Here is a 15,775-nt window from a genome sequence, read left to right on the forward strand (position 1 = left end):
GGTCCATCACCCGCGGAAGCCGGCGAGCTTTCCCGATACGACCGCAGGGAGTTGTGCCACGATGCAAGATCCGAACGAGCCGGATCGCCAGGAGATCCTGACAGGACCGGGCGATGATCCCAGGCCCGCTCGTACCAGCCCCAAGAGCCGCAAGACCATCCTCATCGCCGCGTCGGCGCTCGTGGCGGTGCTCGCCGCGGGCGGCGTCGGGTTCGTCCTGGCGGGAGGCGGCATCCCGGGCGCCCAGCAGAACGGGACCGCCCAGCGGAACGGGACCGCCCAGCAGAACGGGACCGCCCAGCGGAACGGGACCGCCCAGCAGAACGGCGACGTCCGGCAGGGCGGAACCGTCCAGCGGGGCGGGACGGTCGAGCAGGGCGGCGGCGACCGGCAGGGCTCCCCGGAGGCGGACGACGGGCTGGCGGACGACGAGGAGGCCGCCATGGGCGACGCCGTCACCGACGACCCCGCCGCCGACGGCACGGCCGACACCGGCAGCGACTCCGGCATCGCGAAGGGCCCCTCCGACCCGGGCACGACCACGCGGTCCGACACGGGCTCGGCGGGCAAGGACAGCACGACCGGCACGGCGAAGAAGCCCACGGCCTCGCCCGCCAAGCCGCCGCGGGACCAGCAGGCCGACCCCTCCGACGGCGCCGCCGACGGCCCGGCCGGTCAGGTCGCGGGCCAGTGCTCCAGGAGCGGCTGCTGAGGCGTACCGAAGTGGCTCGTCCCTTCAAGTGTCCAGTGGACCTGGGACCAGGAGCACCGCGCGCCTAGGGTCGCGGCATGAGTCGCGGTACGAGGAAAGACGAGCAGCCCGGCGGCCCGGCGGCGACCGGCGAGACGCCCCCCGCGGCGACTGGCCAGGCGCCCCCGGCGGACTCCCCGGCGGCGGGCTCCCCGGAAGCGGCCGCCGGCTTGCTGCGGCGGCTGCACGTGCCGGGCGCCCCCCTGGTCCTGCCGAACGCCTGGGACGCCGCCTCGGCGCGCGCCGTGGTGGAGGAGGGGTTCCCCGTGGTGGCCACGGGCAGCGCGGCGGTGGCGCCGGTCCTCGGGTACGAGGACGGTGAACGGACGCCCGCCGCCGAGATGATGGCCGCGATCGGCCGCATCGCCAGGGCCGTCCCGGTGCCGGTCACCGCCGACGTCGAACGCGGCTACGGCCTCGACCCCGCCGAGCTGGCCGAGCGGCTGCTGGCGGCCGGAGCCGTCGGATGCAACCTGGAGGACTCCGACCCGCGTACCGGCGAGCTCGTCGACCCGGAGCGGCAGGCGGAGTTCCTGGCCCGGCTCCGGGCCGCCGCCGGGCCCCGGCTGGTGATCAACGCCCGCGTGGACACGTACCTCGGCGGCGACGGCAGCCGCGCGGCGGCCGTGGAGCGGGCGCGGCGCTACCTGGACGCGGGCGCCGACTGCGTCTACCCGATCGGGGCGGACGGTGAGAAGGAGATCGAGCGCCTGGTCGTGGAGATCGGGGCGCCGGTGAACGTCCTCTTCCGGCCGGGGACCCCCTCGACGGCCAGGCTGGCGGAGCTGGGGGTGGCCCGGATCAGCTTCGGCCACGGCCTCCATCAGGCGGTCCACGCCCACACCAGGCGCCTCCTCCAGGCCATCGCCGCCGGGCGCGACCCCTACGCGCGCGGCTACTCCGCGTAGGGCTGGTCCTCCCCCTGGGCGCTGTAGCCGAGGCTCCAGACGTAGCCGTCCAGGTCGGCGAAGGAACCGCCGTATCCGCCCCACGGCAGGGGACCGGCGGGCTTGAGGATCGTGGCGCCGGCCTTCTCGGCCTCCGCGATGATCTCGTCGACCCGCGCCTCGCTGCGGACCACGTAGGTGAGGACCAGCCCGCTGAAACCGCTGCCCTCCGGGCTCGTGCCCACCTGGTCGGCCAGCCCCTCGCGGCCGTAGAAGCCGACGGGCGAGCCGCCGTCCGGCTCGAAGAACACCGAGATGCCGTAATCGTGCTGGACCTTCCAGCCGAGACCCTCGGTGTAGAACCGCTTGGACGCCTCCATGTCCCGGACGCCGAGGAGGATCGAGCTGACGTGCGCCTTCATGTCATGTCTCCTTCGTTCCACGAGTGAGTGCTGTCGCACATGAGCGTCACGCTACGGGGGCCCGGCGGCCGTCGCTTCTTCGATCCTGATCGGTTCGGCGAGCCCGGCGCCCCGGCCTCGTGACCGATCGAGGCGGCCGGGGGCGGGCGCCTCGTTGCTCGTGGACAGCGCCGGGTGGGCATACGCTGACCGTGTGCTTGTCGCCGCGGCGGTCTGCCCGCATCCGCCCCTGATGGTCCCCGAGCTGGCCGGTGCGGCCGCCCACGAGCTGGACGGCCTGCGCGCGGCCTGCCGCGACGCGCTCGCCGAGCTCGACGCCGCCGCCCCGGACCGGCTCGTCGTGGTGGGGGGCGCCGAGTCCGCGGGCTCGTACGGCGGCGGGGCGGCGGGCACCCTGCGCCCGTGGGGCGTGGACGTGGTCGTCGGCGAGGGCGAGCCGGTGCTGCCGCTGTCGCTGACCATCGGCCGCCGGCTGCTGGGGGAGCGGCCGGTGGACGGGTTCGAGGCCGTGGCGTTCGACGCGGAGCCGGCCGGCTGCCTGGCGCTGGGGGAGTCGCTGGCGCGGGACGGCCGGGTGGCGTTGCTGGTCATGGCCGACGGCTCCGCCCGGCTGACCGCGAAGTCGCCGGGCTACCACCACCCGGACGCCGAGGCGTACCACCGGACGCTCGTGCGGGCGGTGGCCGACGCCGACGCGGCGGCGCTCGCGGGGCTCGACCCGGAGCGGGCGGAGGAGCTGTGGGTGGCCGGGCGCGCGGCCCTGCAGGTCCTCGCGGGCGCCGCGGGCCGGGGCGGCCCGGGGGCGCTCAAGGGACGGCTGCTGGCCGACGTCGCCCCCTACGGCGTCGGCTACTTCGTGGCCGCCTGGAGCTGATCCCGCCGCGTCCGCGCCCGCGTACGCGTGGCGCTAGGTTGGTGCGATGCCGCTCGTCGAGATCACCTACGCCCCGCACGTCGCCGAGTCCACGCTGCGCGAGCTCGCCTCGGCGCTGCCCCACCTGGTCTCCAAGGCCGTGGAGTGCCCCGAGGAGCCCTACGACGGCGACCTGCAGCCGGGGGACGTGGACCTGCGGTTCCGGCCGTACGGCCCGCTGGACCGCGGCGGCCTGGACGTCGTGATCGAGGTGCGGTCGAAGTGGTTCGAGAGCCGGGCCGCCAACCGTCAGGAACGCGTGGACCTGCTGCACGAGGGCATCGCCGGCGCGACCGGGCTGGACGACTTCGGCGTCTACCTCGCGCTTCCCGTGGCCGCCTGGTCGCAGGGCGAGGACTGACCGGACCCGCCGTCAGCCCAGGGTCAGGTGCCGGGGACGGCTCGGGACGGGAACGGTCGTCAGGTCGCGGGCCACCACCACGTCGCCGTCGTAGTGGCGGCGCGCCTGGGCCAGGAAGGCGGGCTCGTCGGCGAAGCCGTAGCGCTCCGAGAAGTGCGTCAGGACGAGGCGGCGGGCGCCGGCGCGGGCGGCGACGAGGCCGGCCTGCTCGGCGGTGAGGTGCCCGTACTCGTGCGCCAGGGCCTCCTCGGACGACAGGAACGTGGACTCGATGACGAGCAGGTCGGTGCGGTCGGCCAGCTCGAAGACCGCATCGCAGAGGCGGGTGTCCATGATGAAGGCGAAGCTCTGGCCGGGCCGCGGGACGCTGCACTGGTCGAGGGTGACGCCCCTGACCGACCCGGTGCGCTGGAGCTCGCCGATCTCCGCGCCGCCGATGCCGTGGGCGGCCAGCCGGTCGGGGAGCATGCGGCGGCCGGCCGGCTCCTGGAGGCGGTAGCCGTACGACTCGACCGGGTGCGACAGGCGGCGGGCGGAGAGCTGTCCGAGGACCGCGTGGTCGCCGCCGAGGGGGTGCTCGCCGATGACGTCCGTGTCGGCGAAGGCCGCGGCGTGGCGCAGGCGCTGCCAGTAGGTCAGGCCGGAGGCGGGGAACACGGCGCGCACCGGGTGACGCACCTTGTCGCGCGCGATGCGCTGCACGACGCCGGGGACGCCGAGGCAGTGGTCGCCGTGGAAGTGCGTCACGCACAGCCAGTGCACGTCGTTGGCGCTCAGCCCGGCGTACGCCATCTGCCGCTGCGTGCCCTCGCCGGGGTCGAACAGGAACCCCTGGCCGTCCCAGCGCAGGAAGTAGCCGTTGTGGTTGCGGTGCCGGGTGGGGACGGCGCTGGAGGTGCCCAGCACCACCAGCTCACGCGACGACATGACGGGCCCGGCGGCGGAGTTCCATCCCCGGATCGTACGACCTCCCCCGCCGGCCCTCATCCGCTTATCCTTCGTCGGCGCTCCGCCTCGAAGGCCGGGATGATCCCCGCATCCCGCGCGGGCCGATCGGTGTTCACTCTTCGAAAGGATTTTCCAGCCGTAGGAGTTACGGTGACAGAGAGGCGCCGCGCGGGCGGCGCCGCACGAGCTGACGCGAGGACATGATGACCACAGTGGCGTTCGCCGAGGTGCAGAGCCCGGTGGGGACGCTGGTGCCCGCCGTCACCGAGGAGGGGCTCGTCGCCCTCGGCTGGGGCGGCATGGTGGTGGCGCGCGAGCGCCTCGGGCCGGGCATCACCGAGGTGCGCGACCCGGATCGTACGGCCCAGGTGGTCGCCGAGCTGGAGGCGTACTTCGCCGGCGAGCTGCGGGCGTTCGAGACGCCGGTCGACTGGCGGCTGACGTCGGGCTCGCGCCGCGTGGTGCTCCAGGCGCTCCACCGGGTGCCGTACGGCAGCGCGGTGACGTACGGGGAGCTGGCCGCGCGCAGCGGATCGGCCGTGCCGGCCCGCGGGATCGGCTCCATCATGGGCTCCAACCCGATCCCGATCGTGGTGCCCTGCCACCGCGTGATCGCGGGCAACGGGCTCGGCGGGTTCAGCGGCGGCGAGGGCGTGGAGACCAAGCGCTGGCTGCTGACCCACGAGGGCTATCTGCAGCCGACCCTGCTCGACCTCTTCTAAGCGCTCTTCTGAGCGCCTCCCCGCCGCCGCCCGCGGTGGCCTCGCGTGGGGCGTCAGCCCTCGGTGCCCTCCGTCTGGCCGCCGTCGTCGCCGTCGTGCTCCGCGCTCTCACGGGCGGCGCCGCCCACGGCTCCTCCGGCGGCGGCGCCGGTCGCGCCGCCCATGGCCCCGGCGGCGCCGGCCAGCCCGCCGGTCGTCTCGTCGCCCATGTCCTGGCCCGTGCCCTGGCCGCTACGGCCGGCGCCGGTCTCCGATCCCGGCGCGCCCGATGTCGGCTCCGATGTCGGCGCTTCCGAACCGGTCGCGTCCGAGACGCGGTCACGCAGGCGGTCCAGCAGGTCCTCGTGCTCCGCGGCCGGCCGCTCGGCCTCCCCGGCCTGGCCGGGCACGTGATGGTGCTTGCCGTGGGCGGTGAACATGTCCTTGATCTTCTCGAGAATGGACATCTGATCCCCCGATCAGTGATCCCCCGGACGGCTCCACGAGGGGTGCCGTCTGTCACCCCATACCCCGACAGTTGACACACTTATCGGTGTGCGCCAGCAGCCAGTCATCGCCGTCGTGGGTCCCACGGCGGCCGGGAAGTCGGATCTCGCCGTGGACATCGCCCTCAGGTTGGGGGGTGAATGCGTCAACGCCGACTCCATGCAGCTCTATCGAGGCATGGACATCGGCACGGCCAAGCTGTCCCCCGAGGAGTGGCGCGGCGTGCCGCACCATCTGCTGGACATCTGGGACGTCACCGTCACGGCCAGCGTCGCCGAGTACCAGAAGCTCGCCCGGGCGCTGCTGGACACGCTCGCGGTGCCCGTGCTGGTCGGCGGCAGCGGCCTGTACGTACGGGCCGCGGTCGACGACCTGGAGTTCCCCGGCACCGACCCGGAGATCAGGGCCCGCCTGGAGGCGGAGCTGGCCGAGCGCGGCCCCGCGCCGCTGTACGAGCGGCTGACCCGCGAGGACCCGGCCGCCGCCGCGGCGATCCTGCCGAGCAACGGCCGCCGCATCGTGCGCGCGCTGGAGGTCATCGAGCACTCCGGCCGGCCGTTCTCGGCGACCATGCCGTCCTACGACGGCGTCTATCCCTGCGTGCAGATCGGCCTTGAGGTGCCGAGGCCGGAGCTGGACGAGCGGATCGCGCTGCGGGTGGAGCGCATGTGGGCGGCCGGCCTGGTGGACGAGGTGCGCGGGCTGCTCGGGCAGGGGCTCACGCGGGGCCGCACGGCGAGCCGCGCCCTCGGGTACGCCCAGGTGCTGCGTTTCCTGCAGGGGGAGTGGACGGAGGAGCAGGCGTTCGAGGAGACGGTGCGGGCGACCAAGCGCTTCGCCCGGCGGCAGGAGTCGTGGTTCCGCCGCGACCCGCGGGTGCGCTGGCTGCCGTACGACGCGCCCGACCTGCTCGACCGCGCCCTCACCCTCGTCGCCGCGGGCGGCGCCCCGGCCTGAGGCGCGCAAGGACCGGGGCGGCCAGCCCGAATCCGAGGCACGCGGCCGGGACGACCCAGGTCGCCGGGTGCGGTGACGGTTCGACCGGCCAGTCCCACCACGACCCGGCGCCGGGCCGGCCCAGGAGCATCGCGGCGACGAGGTAGGCGGCCGGCGCCGCGGTCGCCGCGTCGCGCCGCCTTCCGCGAGGCAGGGCGGCCAGCGCCGCCAGCCCGGTGAAGCCCACGAGGTTGCGGGCCGCCGCCGCCGCGTACGGCACCGTCACCACGAGGGCCATGACCAGCGACAGCGCGCACACGACGGCGACCATGCCGGTGCGGTAGGCGAGCACGGGACGCACGGCGGCCGCCTCCAGGCCCCCGGCGCCCGCGAGCGCGCCGCGCACCAGCACGGAGCTCGCCGCCAGCGGCGCGACCAGCGCCACAGGCACCCCGGCCAGGTCCTCGACGGCCAGGCCGGGCACCGGCACGAGCACGTCCCCGACCGCCGCCACCAGGCCCGCCGTCAGGGCGAGCGCGCCGCACACCTGCGCGGCGCGGTGCACCCGCAGCCAGGTCCTCACGGAAGCGTCACCTCCGAGGGGGAGACGTCGCAACGACGCAGCGCGTCCAGGTTGTGCCGGAACCAGCGGACCTGCTCGGCGGCGGGGAGGCCGAGCGCGCGCCGGGCGGCGCCGGTGGAGCGCGGCCCGGTCCTGCGCTCGACGGCGTCCTGACCGGCGCCCGCCTTCAGGGCCAGCCAGGCGCTCAGCGGACCGTGGGCGTCGGCGCCGGACCAGCCGGGCCCGCACACCGGCGGCTCGGCCGGCAGCAGGCCCGTGGCCAGCCCGAACAGCACGTCATCCGGCTTCGCGCCGGGCGGCATCGCGAAGCGCCAGGAGGCGCCGCCGGTGGCCGGTCCCTCGGTGACGCGCCGTGGCGCCGGCAGCCCGGTCCCGGCGGCCAGCCGCCGCGCGGCCGGCACGGCGATCAGGGCGGCGGTCCCCAGCCGCTTCTCGCGTTCGCGCCACACGCACACCTCGACGCCGTCGCTCCGGCCGCACGCCAGGCCGCTCGTACGGGGCACCTGCGCCTCCGGCCCCATGTCCCGTACCAGGGGGAACGCCACGGCCACCGCCACGAGGGGCAGCCCGGCGATCCCCGCCCAGGCCGGCCGGGCGCCCCGGCGCCGGCTCCAGGCCAGGTAGGCCGCCCCGGCCAGGGACACGGCGACGACCGCCTGCGCGTACAGGGCGCGCCGGTCGTAGACGGTGTGAGTCTCGCAGCAGAAGCCGAGGTTGTTGCCGGTGAGGTGGCGTACCCAGAAGGTCTCCAGCGCGGCCGGACAGGCGAGCCAGAGCCACGTGCCCACCAGCAGCAGGGGCACGCCGACCAGCGGATGCAGGTGGCGGCCGGCGGCGAACCCGGCGAGGGTCCAGGCCGTGATCACCAGCAGCGCCACCGCGAGCACGAGCGGGTCCGGAAGCCCCGCAACCCCTGCCATCGCGACCCCGGCCAGCGCCAGGCCGCCCAGCAGCGCCACCAGCGCGGCCCCCAGGACGGGCAGCAGCGACCAGGCCAGGATCGCCGCCCGCGACCGTACCGCGGCGGCGTCGTCCACCCCGCCCCGCGCCAGCCTGGCCCCCTCCCACGCGCCGGCCGCGGCGCACACCGGACCGGCCGCGAGCACCGCGGCCGAGGAGACGAGCACGGTGGCGGACAGCCAGTTGTCCTCCAGGGCATCCACCGAGCGGCTCATGACGAAGAACAGGTAGGCCAGCAGGACCGGAAGGGCGAGCGCGGCCGCGGAGGAACGCGCCCAGCGTCGAAGTGGCACGGATCACACCTTTCTGGTGGACTCAGAGGCCGCCCCCAGCCCCGCGACCGGCCCGGCGTAGCGGACCCGGTCCCCGTCGAGCACGACGACGGAGTCGTACGTCTCCGCCAGGTCCGCGGTCTCATGGGTGGACACGATCAGGTGGCCGCGCTCGCCGATCCGCGCCACGATCCCGCGGAACCTCTCCCGCTGCTCCGGGTCCAGCCCCGCCGTGGGCTCGTCCAGCAGCACCACCTCGGCGTCGTGCACCAGCGTCTGCGCGAGCCCCACCCGGCGGAGCTGGCCCCCGGACAGCTCCGCGCACCTCGTGTCCGCCACAGGGCCCAGCTCGACCGCCTCCAGGGCTTCGAGGGAGCGGCGCCAGGCGAGCCCGTGGGACATGCCCATGAGCCAGCCCGCGTAGCCCACCTGCTCGCGCGCGGTCAGCCCGGGCAGCGGCCTGACCCTCTGGGGCATCCAGCCGACCAGGGCGCGGTAGCGCGCCAGGTTTCCGCGCCGGAACGGATCGAGCCCCTGGTACGAGACCCGGCCCGCGCGCGGGCGCAGCGCCGAGGCGGCCAGGCCGAGCAGCGTCGACTTGCCGCACCCGTTGGGGCCGATCAGCGCGGTGCGGCCCGCCGGGACGTCGAGGTCCAGCCGGGTGAAGACGCGGGTACCCCGGCGATATCCGAAGGCGCACCCTTCAAAGGAAATCGGCATCTCTTCCTCGCCTGCCGCTCAAAAAGCCGGAAAATGTCGCGGGAAACCGCGGCCGGCCGTCCGGATCGTTCTCCGGGCGCCGGCCGGCCGCGATTCTCTGATTCCTAGTACCAGACCTGGACCTTGCGGGCCGAGACGCGGTAGAAGTCCATCCCCATGCTCTTCATGGTGAAGTGGTATTTGCCGGAGCGGACGTCGCCCCAGTCACCGCGCACCATCCGCCGGTCGCAGCCGCCGTACCCCTTCGTGCCGTAGTGGCTGTCCGGGCCGAAGCGCTCCCGGTACAGGCCGATCCGGGGCGCGGCCTGCGGCGAGTTCGACGAGCAGCCGGACAGCTCCACGGCGGTCCGCCAGTGGTCGCTGTCGCGATCCTTCCAGGTACGGGACTCGAAGCCGGCGGCGACGTTCTCCAGCTTGGTCGTGAAGCCCCCCTCAGCGGAGGCGAGGGTGGCCCCGGCGGCGCCCACCGCGCAGATCGTGGCGGCGACCACGACGCCTTTGCCGAGAACGCGTCCCATGGATACGGCCATGTGAATCTCCTTCTTCGGTCGTGGAATCCCGAGTCGCTTTCCCGGCGATCGGTATTCCGTTTCGGGCCGGTGGAGTCACAACGTAATTCTCGGCGGGCCGGCGCGGCGTCAACCGGCGAATGGATTTCTCCGTCAATCGGGCGCGGTAGCGCCGGGCGGCGTCATTCGTCCGGCCTACTCCGGTCGCGGCGACCACGACTCCACCTTCCGCGGTACGTCCACGTCAATCGAAGGATGGATGTGCGGCGCGAGGGCGCCGGAATAGCATCCAACGATGCACGGTGGTGCCGTTTCGATGCTCCGGCGTCTTCCCTCCGTCGATGCCCTCCTGCTGGACGCCGGCCTGGCGCTGCTGCTGTTCGGCGGCACCTGGCTGTGGGCCGTGTACGAGCCGGGCCGGGGGACACGGCCGGTGGACGCGGTGTCGGTGCTGCTGACGGCCGTCGTCGGCCTGCCCCTGGCGCTGCGGCGGCGCGCCCCGTTCACCGTGCTCGTCGTCTCGACGGCGGCCGCCGCGGTCTACCACGCGCTCGGCTACAACTACGGCCTCAACAGCATGGCGCCCCTGCTGGCCCTCTACACGGTGACCCTGCACCGCTCGACCGCCCTCGTCGTCACGGGCGCCGTGCTGGTCACCGCGGAATGGGCGCACGCCGGCACGCTGCATCCCGGCATCGCGTGGTGGTCCGCGCTCGGGCAGGCGTTCGTGGTCGCCGCGATCGCCGTGTGCGTCGGCACCAGCATGCGGTTGCTGGCCCTGCGCACCAGACAGCTCACCGACCTCGCGGTGGAGCTCCACCGCGAGCAGGCCACCGCCGCGGCGCACGCGGCCATGCAGGAGCGCGTGCGCATCGCGCGTGAGCTGCACGACGTCGTCGCGCACCACATGTCGGTGATCTCGGTGCAGGCGGGCATGGGCCGCTACGTGGCCCTGGCGGACCCGGCCACCGCGCACGCCACCCTGGAGGTCATCGCCGACACCAGCCACGAGGCGCTGACCGAGATGCGGCGCATCCTGTCCATCCTGCGCACGGAGGGCCCGCCGCACGACGACGACAGGGACGACGGCGCGGACCTGTACGCCGCCACGCCCGGCCTGGGCCGGCTGGAGCCGCTCGTCGAGCGGATCCGCATGGCGGGCCCGGCGGTCGAGACGCGGGTCGAGGGAGCCGCCCGGCCCCTGCCCCCGGGGCTCGACCTGTGCGCGTACCGGATCATCCAGGAGTCGCTCACCAACGTGCTCAAGCACGCCCGGGCGGCCCGCGTCGAGGTCGTCCTGGCGTACGGGCCGGAGGAGCTGACCATCCGCGTGACGGACGACGGCGCCGCGCCCCAGCCCGCGTCCGGCTCCGCGGGGCACGGGTTGATGGGCATGACCGAACGTGTCAGGCTCTACGGTGGAACGATCACCGCAGGCCCACTCCCGGAGGGCGGATTCGACGTGCGGGCCACCTTCCCGCTGCCGTTGCCCGACGAACGTGGGTGACGCCGGGCGCCCGCCGGCCGGACGCCCCCCGACCCGTGAGGACGCGCATGGTCACCGTGCTGGTGGTCGATGACCAGGTCCTGATCCGGGCGGGCCTGGCCGCCCTCATCCGCGCCGCACCCGGGCTGGACGTCGTGGGAGAGGCCGCCACCGGCGAGGAGGCCGTGGCGCTGGCGGCGTCGGCCCGGCCCGACGTGGTGCTGATGGACATCCGGATGCCCGGCGTGAACGGGCTGGCCGCGACCGAGCGCATCCTGGCCGAGGGGGGCGAGCGGGCGCCGAAGGTGCTGATCCTCACGACCTTCGACATCGACGAGTACGTCTACAACGCGCTGCGCATCGGTGCCGGCGGCTTCCTGCTCAAGGACACCCCGCCCGAGCGGCTGATCTCCGCGATCCACACCGTGGCCGCCGGTGACGTGCTGCTCGTCCCCGGCGCCGTCAAGCGGCTCGTGGAGGCGTTCGCCGGCGACCCCGCGACGGCCCCGCGCGAGGTCCCCGACCTCGCCCAGCTCACCACGCGCGAGACCGAGGTCCTGCGCGCCGTCGGGCGGGCGCTGTCGAACAGGGAGATCGCGGACCGGCTGCACGTGAGCGAGGCCACGGTCAAGACCCACCTCAACCGGCTCATGACGAAGCTCAACCTGAGCAGCCGCGCGCAGGCCGTGGTCCTCGCCTACGACTGCGGGCTCGTCAAACCGCGCGGCGCGACGGCCTGAACGGCCCCTTCGACGGGACTTTACGCAGGTCCGTATAAAATCGTTCGATGCGTTTTCTCAAGGGGCACGGCACCGAGAACGACTTCGTCATCCTGCCCGATCCCGACGGTGAGCTGGAGCTGTCCGCCTCGCTCGTGGCCGCGATCTGCGACAGGCGCGCCGGCATCGGCGCCGACGGCGTGCTCCGCGTGGTGCGCACGAAGGTCAGCCCGGAGGTGTCCGACCTCGCGGGCGAGGCCGAGTGGTTCATGGACTACCGCAACTCCGACGGCAGCGTGGCCGAGATGTGCGGCAACGGCACGCGGGTCTTCGCCCGCCACCTGGTCGACGCGGGGCTCGCCCAGCCGGGCGAGTTCGCGATCGCGACCCGGGGCGGCCTCAGGCGGGTCAGCCTGGACGTCTCCGGCGACGTGACCGTCGACATGGGCCTGCCCGTCGTGCACGGCCGCAGCGTCGCCATGGTCGCGGGCCAGGAGTTCGAGGGGCTGCACGTCGACATGGGCAACCCCCACCTGGCCTGCGCCATCGGGGAGCCCGTGGTCCAGCTCGACCTCACGCACCAGCCGGGCTTCGACCCGGGGGTCTTCCCGAGCGGCGTCAACGTCGAGCTGTTCAACGCGGTGGGCCCGGCGCGCGCGGTGATGCGCGTGTACGAGCGCGGCTCGGCCGAGACCCGCGCGTGCGGCACGGGCGCGGTCGCCACGGCCGTCGCGGCGGCGGCGCTCAGCGGCGAGACCACCGGCTCCTGGACCATCGAGGTGGTGGGCGGCACGCTGACCGTCACGCTCACCGGGGACACCAGCTACCTGGCCGGCCCCGCCGTGATCGTCGCGGCCGGCGAGCTCATGCTTGCAGAATAATGTTCTCTTGAGCGATGCTGGGTCCACTTCCTGAACCGAGAGGGGTGGACCCATGGCCGACCCGCGCACCACCGCGCGTCAGGTGAAAGCGCCCATCGGGCAGTACGGCGGCGGCTTCATGGTCTCCCGTGAGGCCAAGGCGCTGTGCGAGAAGCTGGGGCTCGGCCCGCGCGAGCTGTACTTCCGCGGGCGCTGCGGCGTTCTCGGTGAGTGCGAGGCCGACGTCGTCACCTCGGTCGCGGTCTTCTTCCCGCCGGCCCACGTCGAGGAGAGCTGGAACGGCGGCCGCAAGCTGCCCGTCGAGGAGGCGGTCGAGCTCTACGCCGGGGCCTGCCACGCGTGGGGGCGGCGCAAGCTCGGCGGTCACGACGGCTGCGCCCGGATCGCCGAGCTGCTCGAACGGGTCGTCGCGCGCGCCCCGTCGCCCGGAGCGCCGCTGTTCGCCGGGTGGCGGGCCGTCCCGCTGCCCGACGACCCGCCCGCGCGGGCCGCGCAGCTCATGCACGTCGTACGCGAGCTGCGCGGCGGCCTGCACGCCAACGCGGTGATCGCGGCGGGCATGAGCCCGCTCGAGGCGATGCTCGCCCGCCCGCACGACGGATCACCCTTCGGGCACGTGACCGGAGAGGTGATGGCGAGGTTCTTCCAGTGGCCCGAACCGTATCCGGAGCCGACGCCCGAGCTCGTCGCCCGCAGGGAGGCCGTGGAGAACGCCACCGACGACCTCATGGCACCGGTTTTTTCGGTGCTTAACCAGGATGAATCGGACGAGCTCATCGGGCTTCTGCGTTTTGGGCAGGGTCATTGACCTGGCAGACTGGCATGCCATGGACGTGGACATCTGGGCCTGGGTCGGAGACACCCAGCAGCAGCTTTCCGAGGCGGGCAACGTTGGCCTCGCCATGGCGCTGGGAGACCTTCCCGCACAGGCCTATGAGGGCCGTTACCCGCAGCTCGACGTCATGGCCCCGGCCATCGCGCAGCAGGCGGAGACCTTGGAGCTGCCCTGGCTGGAGTTCTACGCCCGCTACTGGCATCTGATCGGCCGCGTCGGCGACCGCGCCCAGGGCGCGGTCGCGATCGGCGACGCGGAGCAGCTTCTCGCGTTCGCCCAGCGCGAAGACGTCCGCGACTGCCCGGCCGCCCCGGCGGCGGTCGAGGCGCTCGCGCTCGCCTGGGCCAACGCCGACGGCCCCGGCTACGCGGCCCTGCGCCTGGAGAAGCTCGGCCCGGCCGTCGAGGCCGCCGACCCGGCCGGCCCGGTCTACACCGGCCTGGTCACGCAGTACGTCTCGGCCCTGACCGACGCCGGCCGGGTCGACGAGGCCGTCGCCTACGCCGAGTCCGCCGTCGAGCGGCTGGGCGCCGCCGGCCGCCAGGCGAGCTGGGAGCTGGGCGCCGAGAGCGCCCGCGCGCTGCTGGCCGCCGGCCGCGCCGAGGACGCGCTCAGCGCCCTCCAGGCCGCGGCCGACTTCCAGGCCGACGACCCGGTGGCCAAGCCGCAGCGCGACGGCGTGCGCCGCGCGCTCATCCTCGCCACGCTCGGCCGGGTGGCCGAGGCCGTCGACGCGCTGCCCGACCTCGACGTCGTCGGCGAGCACCCGCGCTCCTGGGTCGAGTGGACCCGCGCGGTCAACCTGCTGGCCGGCTCGTCCCAGATCACCAACACCTGGCAGCTCGGCCGCGTGGTCCGCCAGTGGATCGACTACTTCGGCATGATGGGCGGCTACCGCGCCCGCGTCGAGCTGGCCCTGGTCGCCGGCGACCTGGCCGTCGCCCGGCAGGGCGTGTGGCAGGCCCGGCTGCTGGCCGACCTCGCCGAGTCCGGCATGGGCGAGCTGCGCGACAGCACCGGCCTGGCCGAGCGCGTCGCGGCGCTGCGCGCCGCCGCCGACGCCACCACCGAGCCGGCCGCGCCCGGCCCGGTCGCCGAGCGCGTCGCCTACTTCGACGCCGCCGACGGTCACAACGCCGACCCCGAGCGCTGGGCCGGCTGGCTGTCCCCGCTGTCCGGCCAGGACCTCGAGACCACCCGCCGGCACACCACCACGCTCGGCTACCTCGGCTACCCCGCCACGGGCGCCGACATCTACTGGAAGCTGCTCGTGGACGAGGGCGACGTCGCCTCCGCCGACGCCGACGACATCGCCTACCTGACCACCCTGCTCGTCGATGCCCGCCAGGACGAGCGGCTGGAGCAGATGGCCGCGCTCCTCCCGCACGACCAGCAGCAGCTCACGCTGGCCCGCCTGCACATGGCGCGCGAGCGCTGGCAGCAGGCGCTGGAGGCGGCCGAGCACGCCGTCGCGGCCGGAGCCGGCATCGAGGCCCGCCGCATCGTCGGCGCCGCGGCGCAGCAGCTCGACGACAACGCCAAGGGCGCCCGGGCGCTGCTCGACATCCTCGACGAGCTCACCGAGGAGGACACCTGGCGCATGATCGTCATGGCGACCTCCGCCGAGGACTGGGACACCGTGCGCAAGGGCGCGGCCAAGATCGGCATGCCGATCAAGTCGACGTCCGGGCCGATCGAGGAGGAGATGGGCCTCATCCGGGTCATCCTCCCGGCGCCCGACGGCGGCCAGCGCCAGGTGCTGTCCATCCGCACCGGCCCCGCCACCGCCCGCCTCGCCCTCCCACAGCCGCGCGGCATGGACTACAACGCGGGCGACCTCGTCGTGTTCGACCCGCAGCTCCTGGAGCCGGTGCCGGAGGACCCGCAGGAGGCGCAGAACTTCGTGCCGCCGTTCGGCGCGGTGCGCATCCTGCGGCCCGGCGGCTACACCAGCTACTTCTTCGACGGCGCCGCGCCGGCCGAGGACGACTGGGCCGACTTCACCGAGACCATGGCCGAGCGTGGCTGGCCGATGTGGGTCTACAGCGACGAGAACTACACGGTCACCCACCCCACCAGCGGCGAGGCGCTGCCCGGCGTCTTCGGCTGGGTGGCGGTGCCCCCGGGCGTGTCGGCGGTCGAGGTCGACGCCCTGCTCGACGACGCCACCGAGCGCTGGTCGCACCCACTGGCCTGGCTCGACCTGGCGCGCGAGGTCGACGTCGAGGTCGAGCGGCACGAGCGCATCGTGAAGGAGTACGGCCTCTGAGCGAGGCCGCGGACGCCGTGCCCGGCGGAGTGATCCGCCGGGCGGCACCGGTGGGGCGCTGGTGATGTGTCCCGCCGGCGGGGCACGGTGATGGGGTCGGCCGGTTGAGCCGGTG

18 protein-coding genes are annotated in these 15,775 nt (G+C 74.3%); 11 read left to right on the forward strand and 7 right to left on the reverse strand.

The window, feature by feature from the left end; genetic code table 11:
- Window positions 1-61: 61 nt before the first annotated feature.
- Window positions 62-712, forward strand: a complete 651-nt coding sequence (locus HTZ77_RS39715) for a hypothetical protein (RefSeq protein WP_175594934.1) — start codon at window positions 62-64, stop codon at window positions 710-712.
- A 77-nt stretch (window positions 713-789) separates the two neighbouring features.
- Window positions 790-1,659 carry an isocitrate lyase/PEP mutase family protein gene (locus tag HTZ77_RS39720; protein ID WP_175594935.1) on the forward strand — a complete coding sequence of 290 codons (870 nt, stop codon included), beginning with the start codon at window positions 790-792 and terminating at the stop codon, window positions 1,657-1,659.
- Here the strand turns inward: HTZ77_RS39720 and HTZ77_RS39725 are convergent.
- On the reverse strand, window positions 1,647-2,060 hold the full coding sequence (locus tag HTZ77_RS39725; protein ID WP_175594936.1) for a VOC family protein: 414 nt from the start codon (window positions 2,058-2,060) through the stop codon (window positions 1,647-1,649). The genes HTZ77_RS39720 and HTZ77_RS39725 overlap by 13 nt on opposite strands.
- A gap of 193 nt (window positions 2,061-2,253) precedes the next feature.
- Here HTZ77_RS39725 and HTZ77_RS39730 point away from each other — a divergent pair, with 193 nt between their 5' ends.
- Both HTZ77_RS39730 and HTZ77_RS39735 read left to right on the forward strand, forming a co-directional pair.
- On the forward strand, window positions 2,254-2,934 hold the full coding sequence (locus HTZ77_RS39730; protein WP_175594937.1) for a class III extradiol ring-cleavage dioxygenase family protein: 681 nt from the start codon (window positions 2,254-2,256) through the stop codon (window positions 2,932-2,934).
- 46 nt (window positions 2,935-2,980) lie between these two features.
- A complete protein-coding gene (locus tag HTZ77_RS39735; protein ID WP_175594938.1) occupies window positions 2,981-3,334 on the forward strand; it encodes a hypothetical protein in 354 nt (117 codons plus the stop codon).
- A gap of 12 nt (window positions 3,335-3,346) precedes the next feature.
- On the opposite strand, the gene HTZ77_RS39740 is transcribed toward HTZ77_RS39735, so the two are convergent.
- A complete protein-coding gene (locus HTZ77_RS39740) occupies window positions 3,347-4,261 on the reverse strand; it encodes a ribonuclease Z (protein ID WP_175595042.1) in 915 nt (304 codons plus the stop codon).
- A 221-nt stretch (window positions 4,262-4,482) separates the two neighbouring features.
- Here HTZ77_RS39740 and HTZ77_RS39745 point away from each other — a divergent pair, with 221 nt between their 5' ends.
- Complete coding sequence (locus HTZ77_RS39745; protein WP_175594939.1) at window positions 4,483-5,004, forward strand: methylated-DNA--[protein]-cysteine S-methyltransferase; 522 nt, start codon at window positions 4,483-4,485, stop codon at window positions 5,002-5,004.
- A gap of 53 nt (window positions 5,005-5,057) precedes the next feature.
- Here HTZ77_RS39745 and HTZ77_RS39750 read toward each other — a convergent pair whose 3' ends face one another.
- A complete protein-coding gene (locus HTZ77_RS39750; RefSeq protein ID WP_175594940.1) occupies window positions 5,058-5,450 on the reverse strand; it encodes a hypothetical protein in 393 nt (130 codons plus the stop codon).
- Between the two features lie 88 nt (window positions 5,451-5,538).
- On the opposite strand from HTZ77_RS39750, the gene miaA reads away from it, so the two are divergent.
- Window positions 5,539-6,447: a tRNA (adenosine(37)-N6)-dimethylallyltransferase MiaA gene (gene miaA, locus HTZ77_RS39755; RefSeq protein ID WP_175594941.1), complete on the forward strand. Its 909-nt coding sequence runs from the start codon at window positions 5,539-5,541 to the stop codon at window positions 6,445-6,447.
- On the opposite strand, the gene HTZ77_RS39760 is transcribed toward miaA, so the two are convergent.
- From HTZ77_RS39760 to HTZ77_RS39775, 4 genes are all read right to left on the reverse strand, one after another.
- On the reverse strand, window positions 6,413-7,009 hold the full coding sequence (locus HTZ77_RS39760) for a hypothetical protein (RefSeq protein WP_175594942.1): 597 nt from the start codon (window positions 7,007-7,009) through the stop codon (window positions 6,413-6,415). The two genes, miaA and HTZ77_RS39760, sit on opposite strands and share 35 nt — an antisense overlap.
- Window positions 7,006-8,262 (reverse strand): DUF7224 domain-containing protein, encoded by a 1,257-nt coding sequence (locus HTZ77_RS39765; protein ID WP_175594943.1) that lies wholly within the window; start codon window positions 8,260-8,262, stop codon window positions 7,006-7,008. The genes HTZ77_RS39760 and HTZ77_RS39765 overlap by 4 nt, the downstream gene beginning before the upstream one ends.
- Before the next feature lie 3 nt (window positions 8,263-8,265).
- On the reverse strand, window positions 8,266-8,961 hold the full coding sequence (locus HTZ77_RS39770) for an ATP-binding cassette domain-containing protein (RefSeq protein ID WP_175594944.1): 696 nt from the start codon (window positions 8,959-8,961) through the stop codon (window positions 8,266-8,268).
- A gap of 104 nt (window positions 8,962-9,065) precedes the next feature.
- Window positions 9,066-9,491, reverse strand: coding sequence for a hypothetical protein (locus HTZ77_RS39775; protein WP_175594945.1), 426 nt, complete (start codon window positions 9,489-9,491; stop codon window positions 9,066-9,068).
- 295 nt (window positions 9,492-9,786) lie between these two features.
- Here HTZ77_RS39775 and HTZ77_RS39780 point away from each other — a divergent pair, with 295 nt between their 5' ends.
- From HTZ77_RS39780 to HTZ77_RS39800, 5 genes are read left to right on the forward strand one after another with little or no spacing between them, the layout of a single operon-like run.
- Window positions 9,787-10,977 (forward strand): sensor histidine kinase, encoded by a 1,191-nt coding sequence (locus HTZ77_RS39780; protein ID WP_175594946.1) that lies wholly within the window; start codon window positions 9,787-9,789, stop codon window positions 10,975-10,977.
- A 47-nt stretch (window positions 10,978-11,024) separates the two neighbouring features.
- Window positions 11,025-11,696: a response regulator gene (locus tag HTZ77_RS39785; protein ID WP_175594947.1), complete on the forward strand. Its 672-nt coding sequence runs from the start codon at window positions 11,025-11,027 to the stop codon at window positions 11,694-11,696.
- Between the two features lie 47 nt (window positions 11,697-11,743).
- Complete coding sequence (dapF, locus tag HTZ77_RS39790) at window positions 11,744-12,556, forward strand: diaminopimelate epimerase (protein WP_175594948.1); 813 nt, start codon at window positions 11,744-11,746, stop codon at window positions 12,554-12,556.
- A gap of 52 nt (window positions 12,557-12,608) precedes the next feature.
- On the forward strand, window positions 12,609-13,364 hold the full coding sequence (locus tag HTZ77_RS39795) for an SCO6745 family protein (RefSeq protein ID WP_235995857.1): 756 nt from the start codon (window positions 12,609-12,611) through the stop codon (window positions 13,362-13,364).
- Window positions 13,365-13,383: 19 nt separating this feature from the next.
- Window positions 13,384-15,660, forward strand: coding sequence for a tetratricopeptide repeat protein (locus tag HTZ77_RS39800; protein ID WP_175594949.1), 2,277 nt, complete (start codon window positions 13,384-13,386; stop codon window positions 15,658-15,660).
- Window positions 15,661-15,775 lie beyond the last annotated feature (115 nt).

Source organism: Nonomuraea montanisoli, from assembly GCF_013363975.1.
Lineage (GTDB): Bacteria > Actinomycetota > Actinomycetes > Streptosporangiales > Streptosporangiaceae > Nonomuraea > Nonomuraea montanisoli.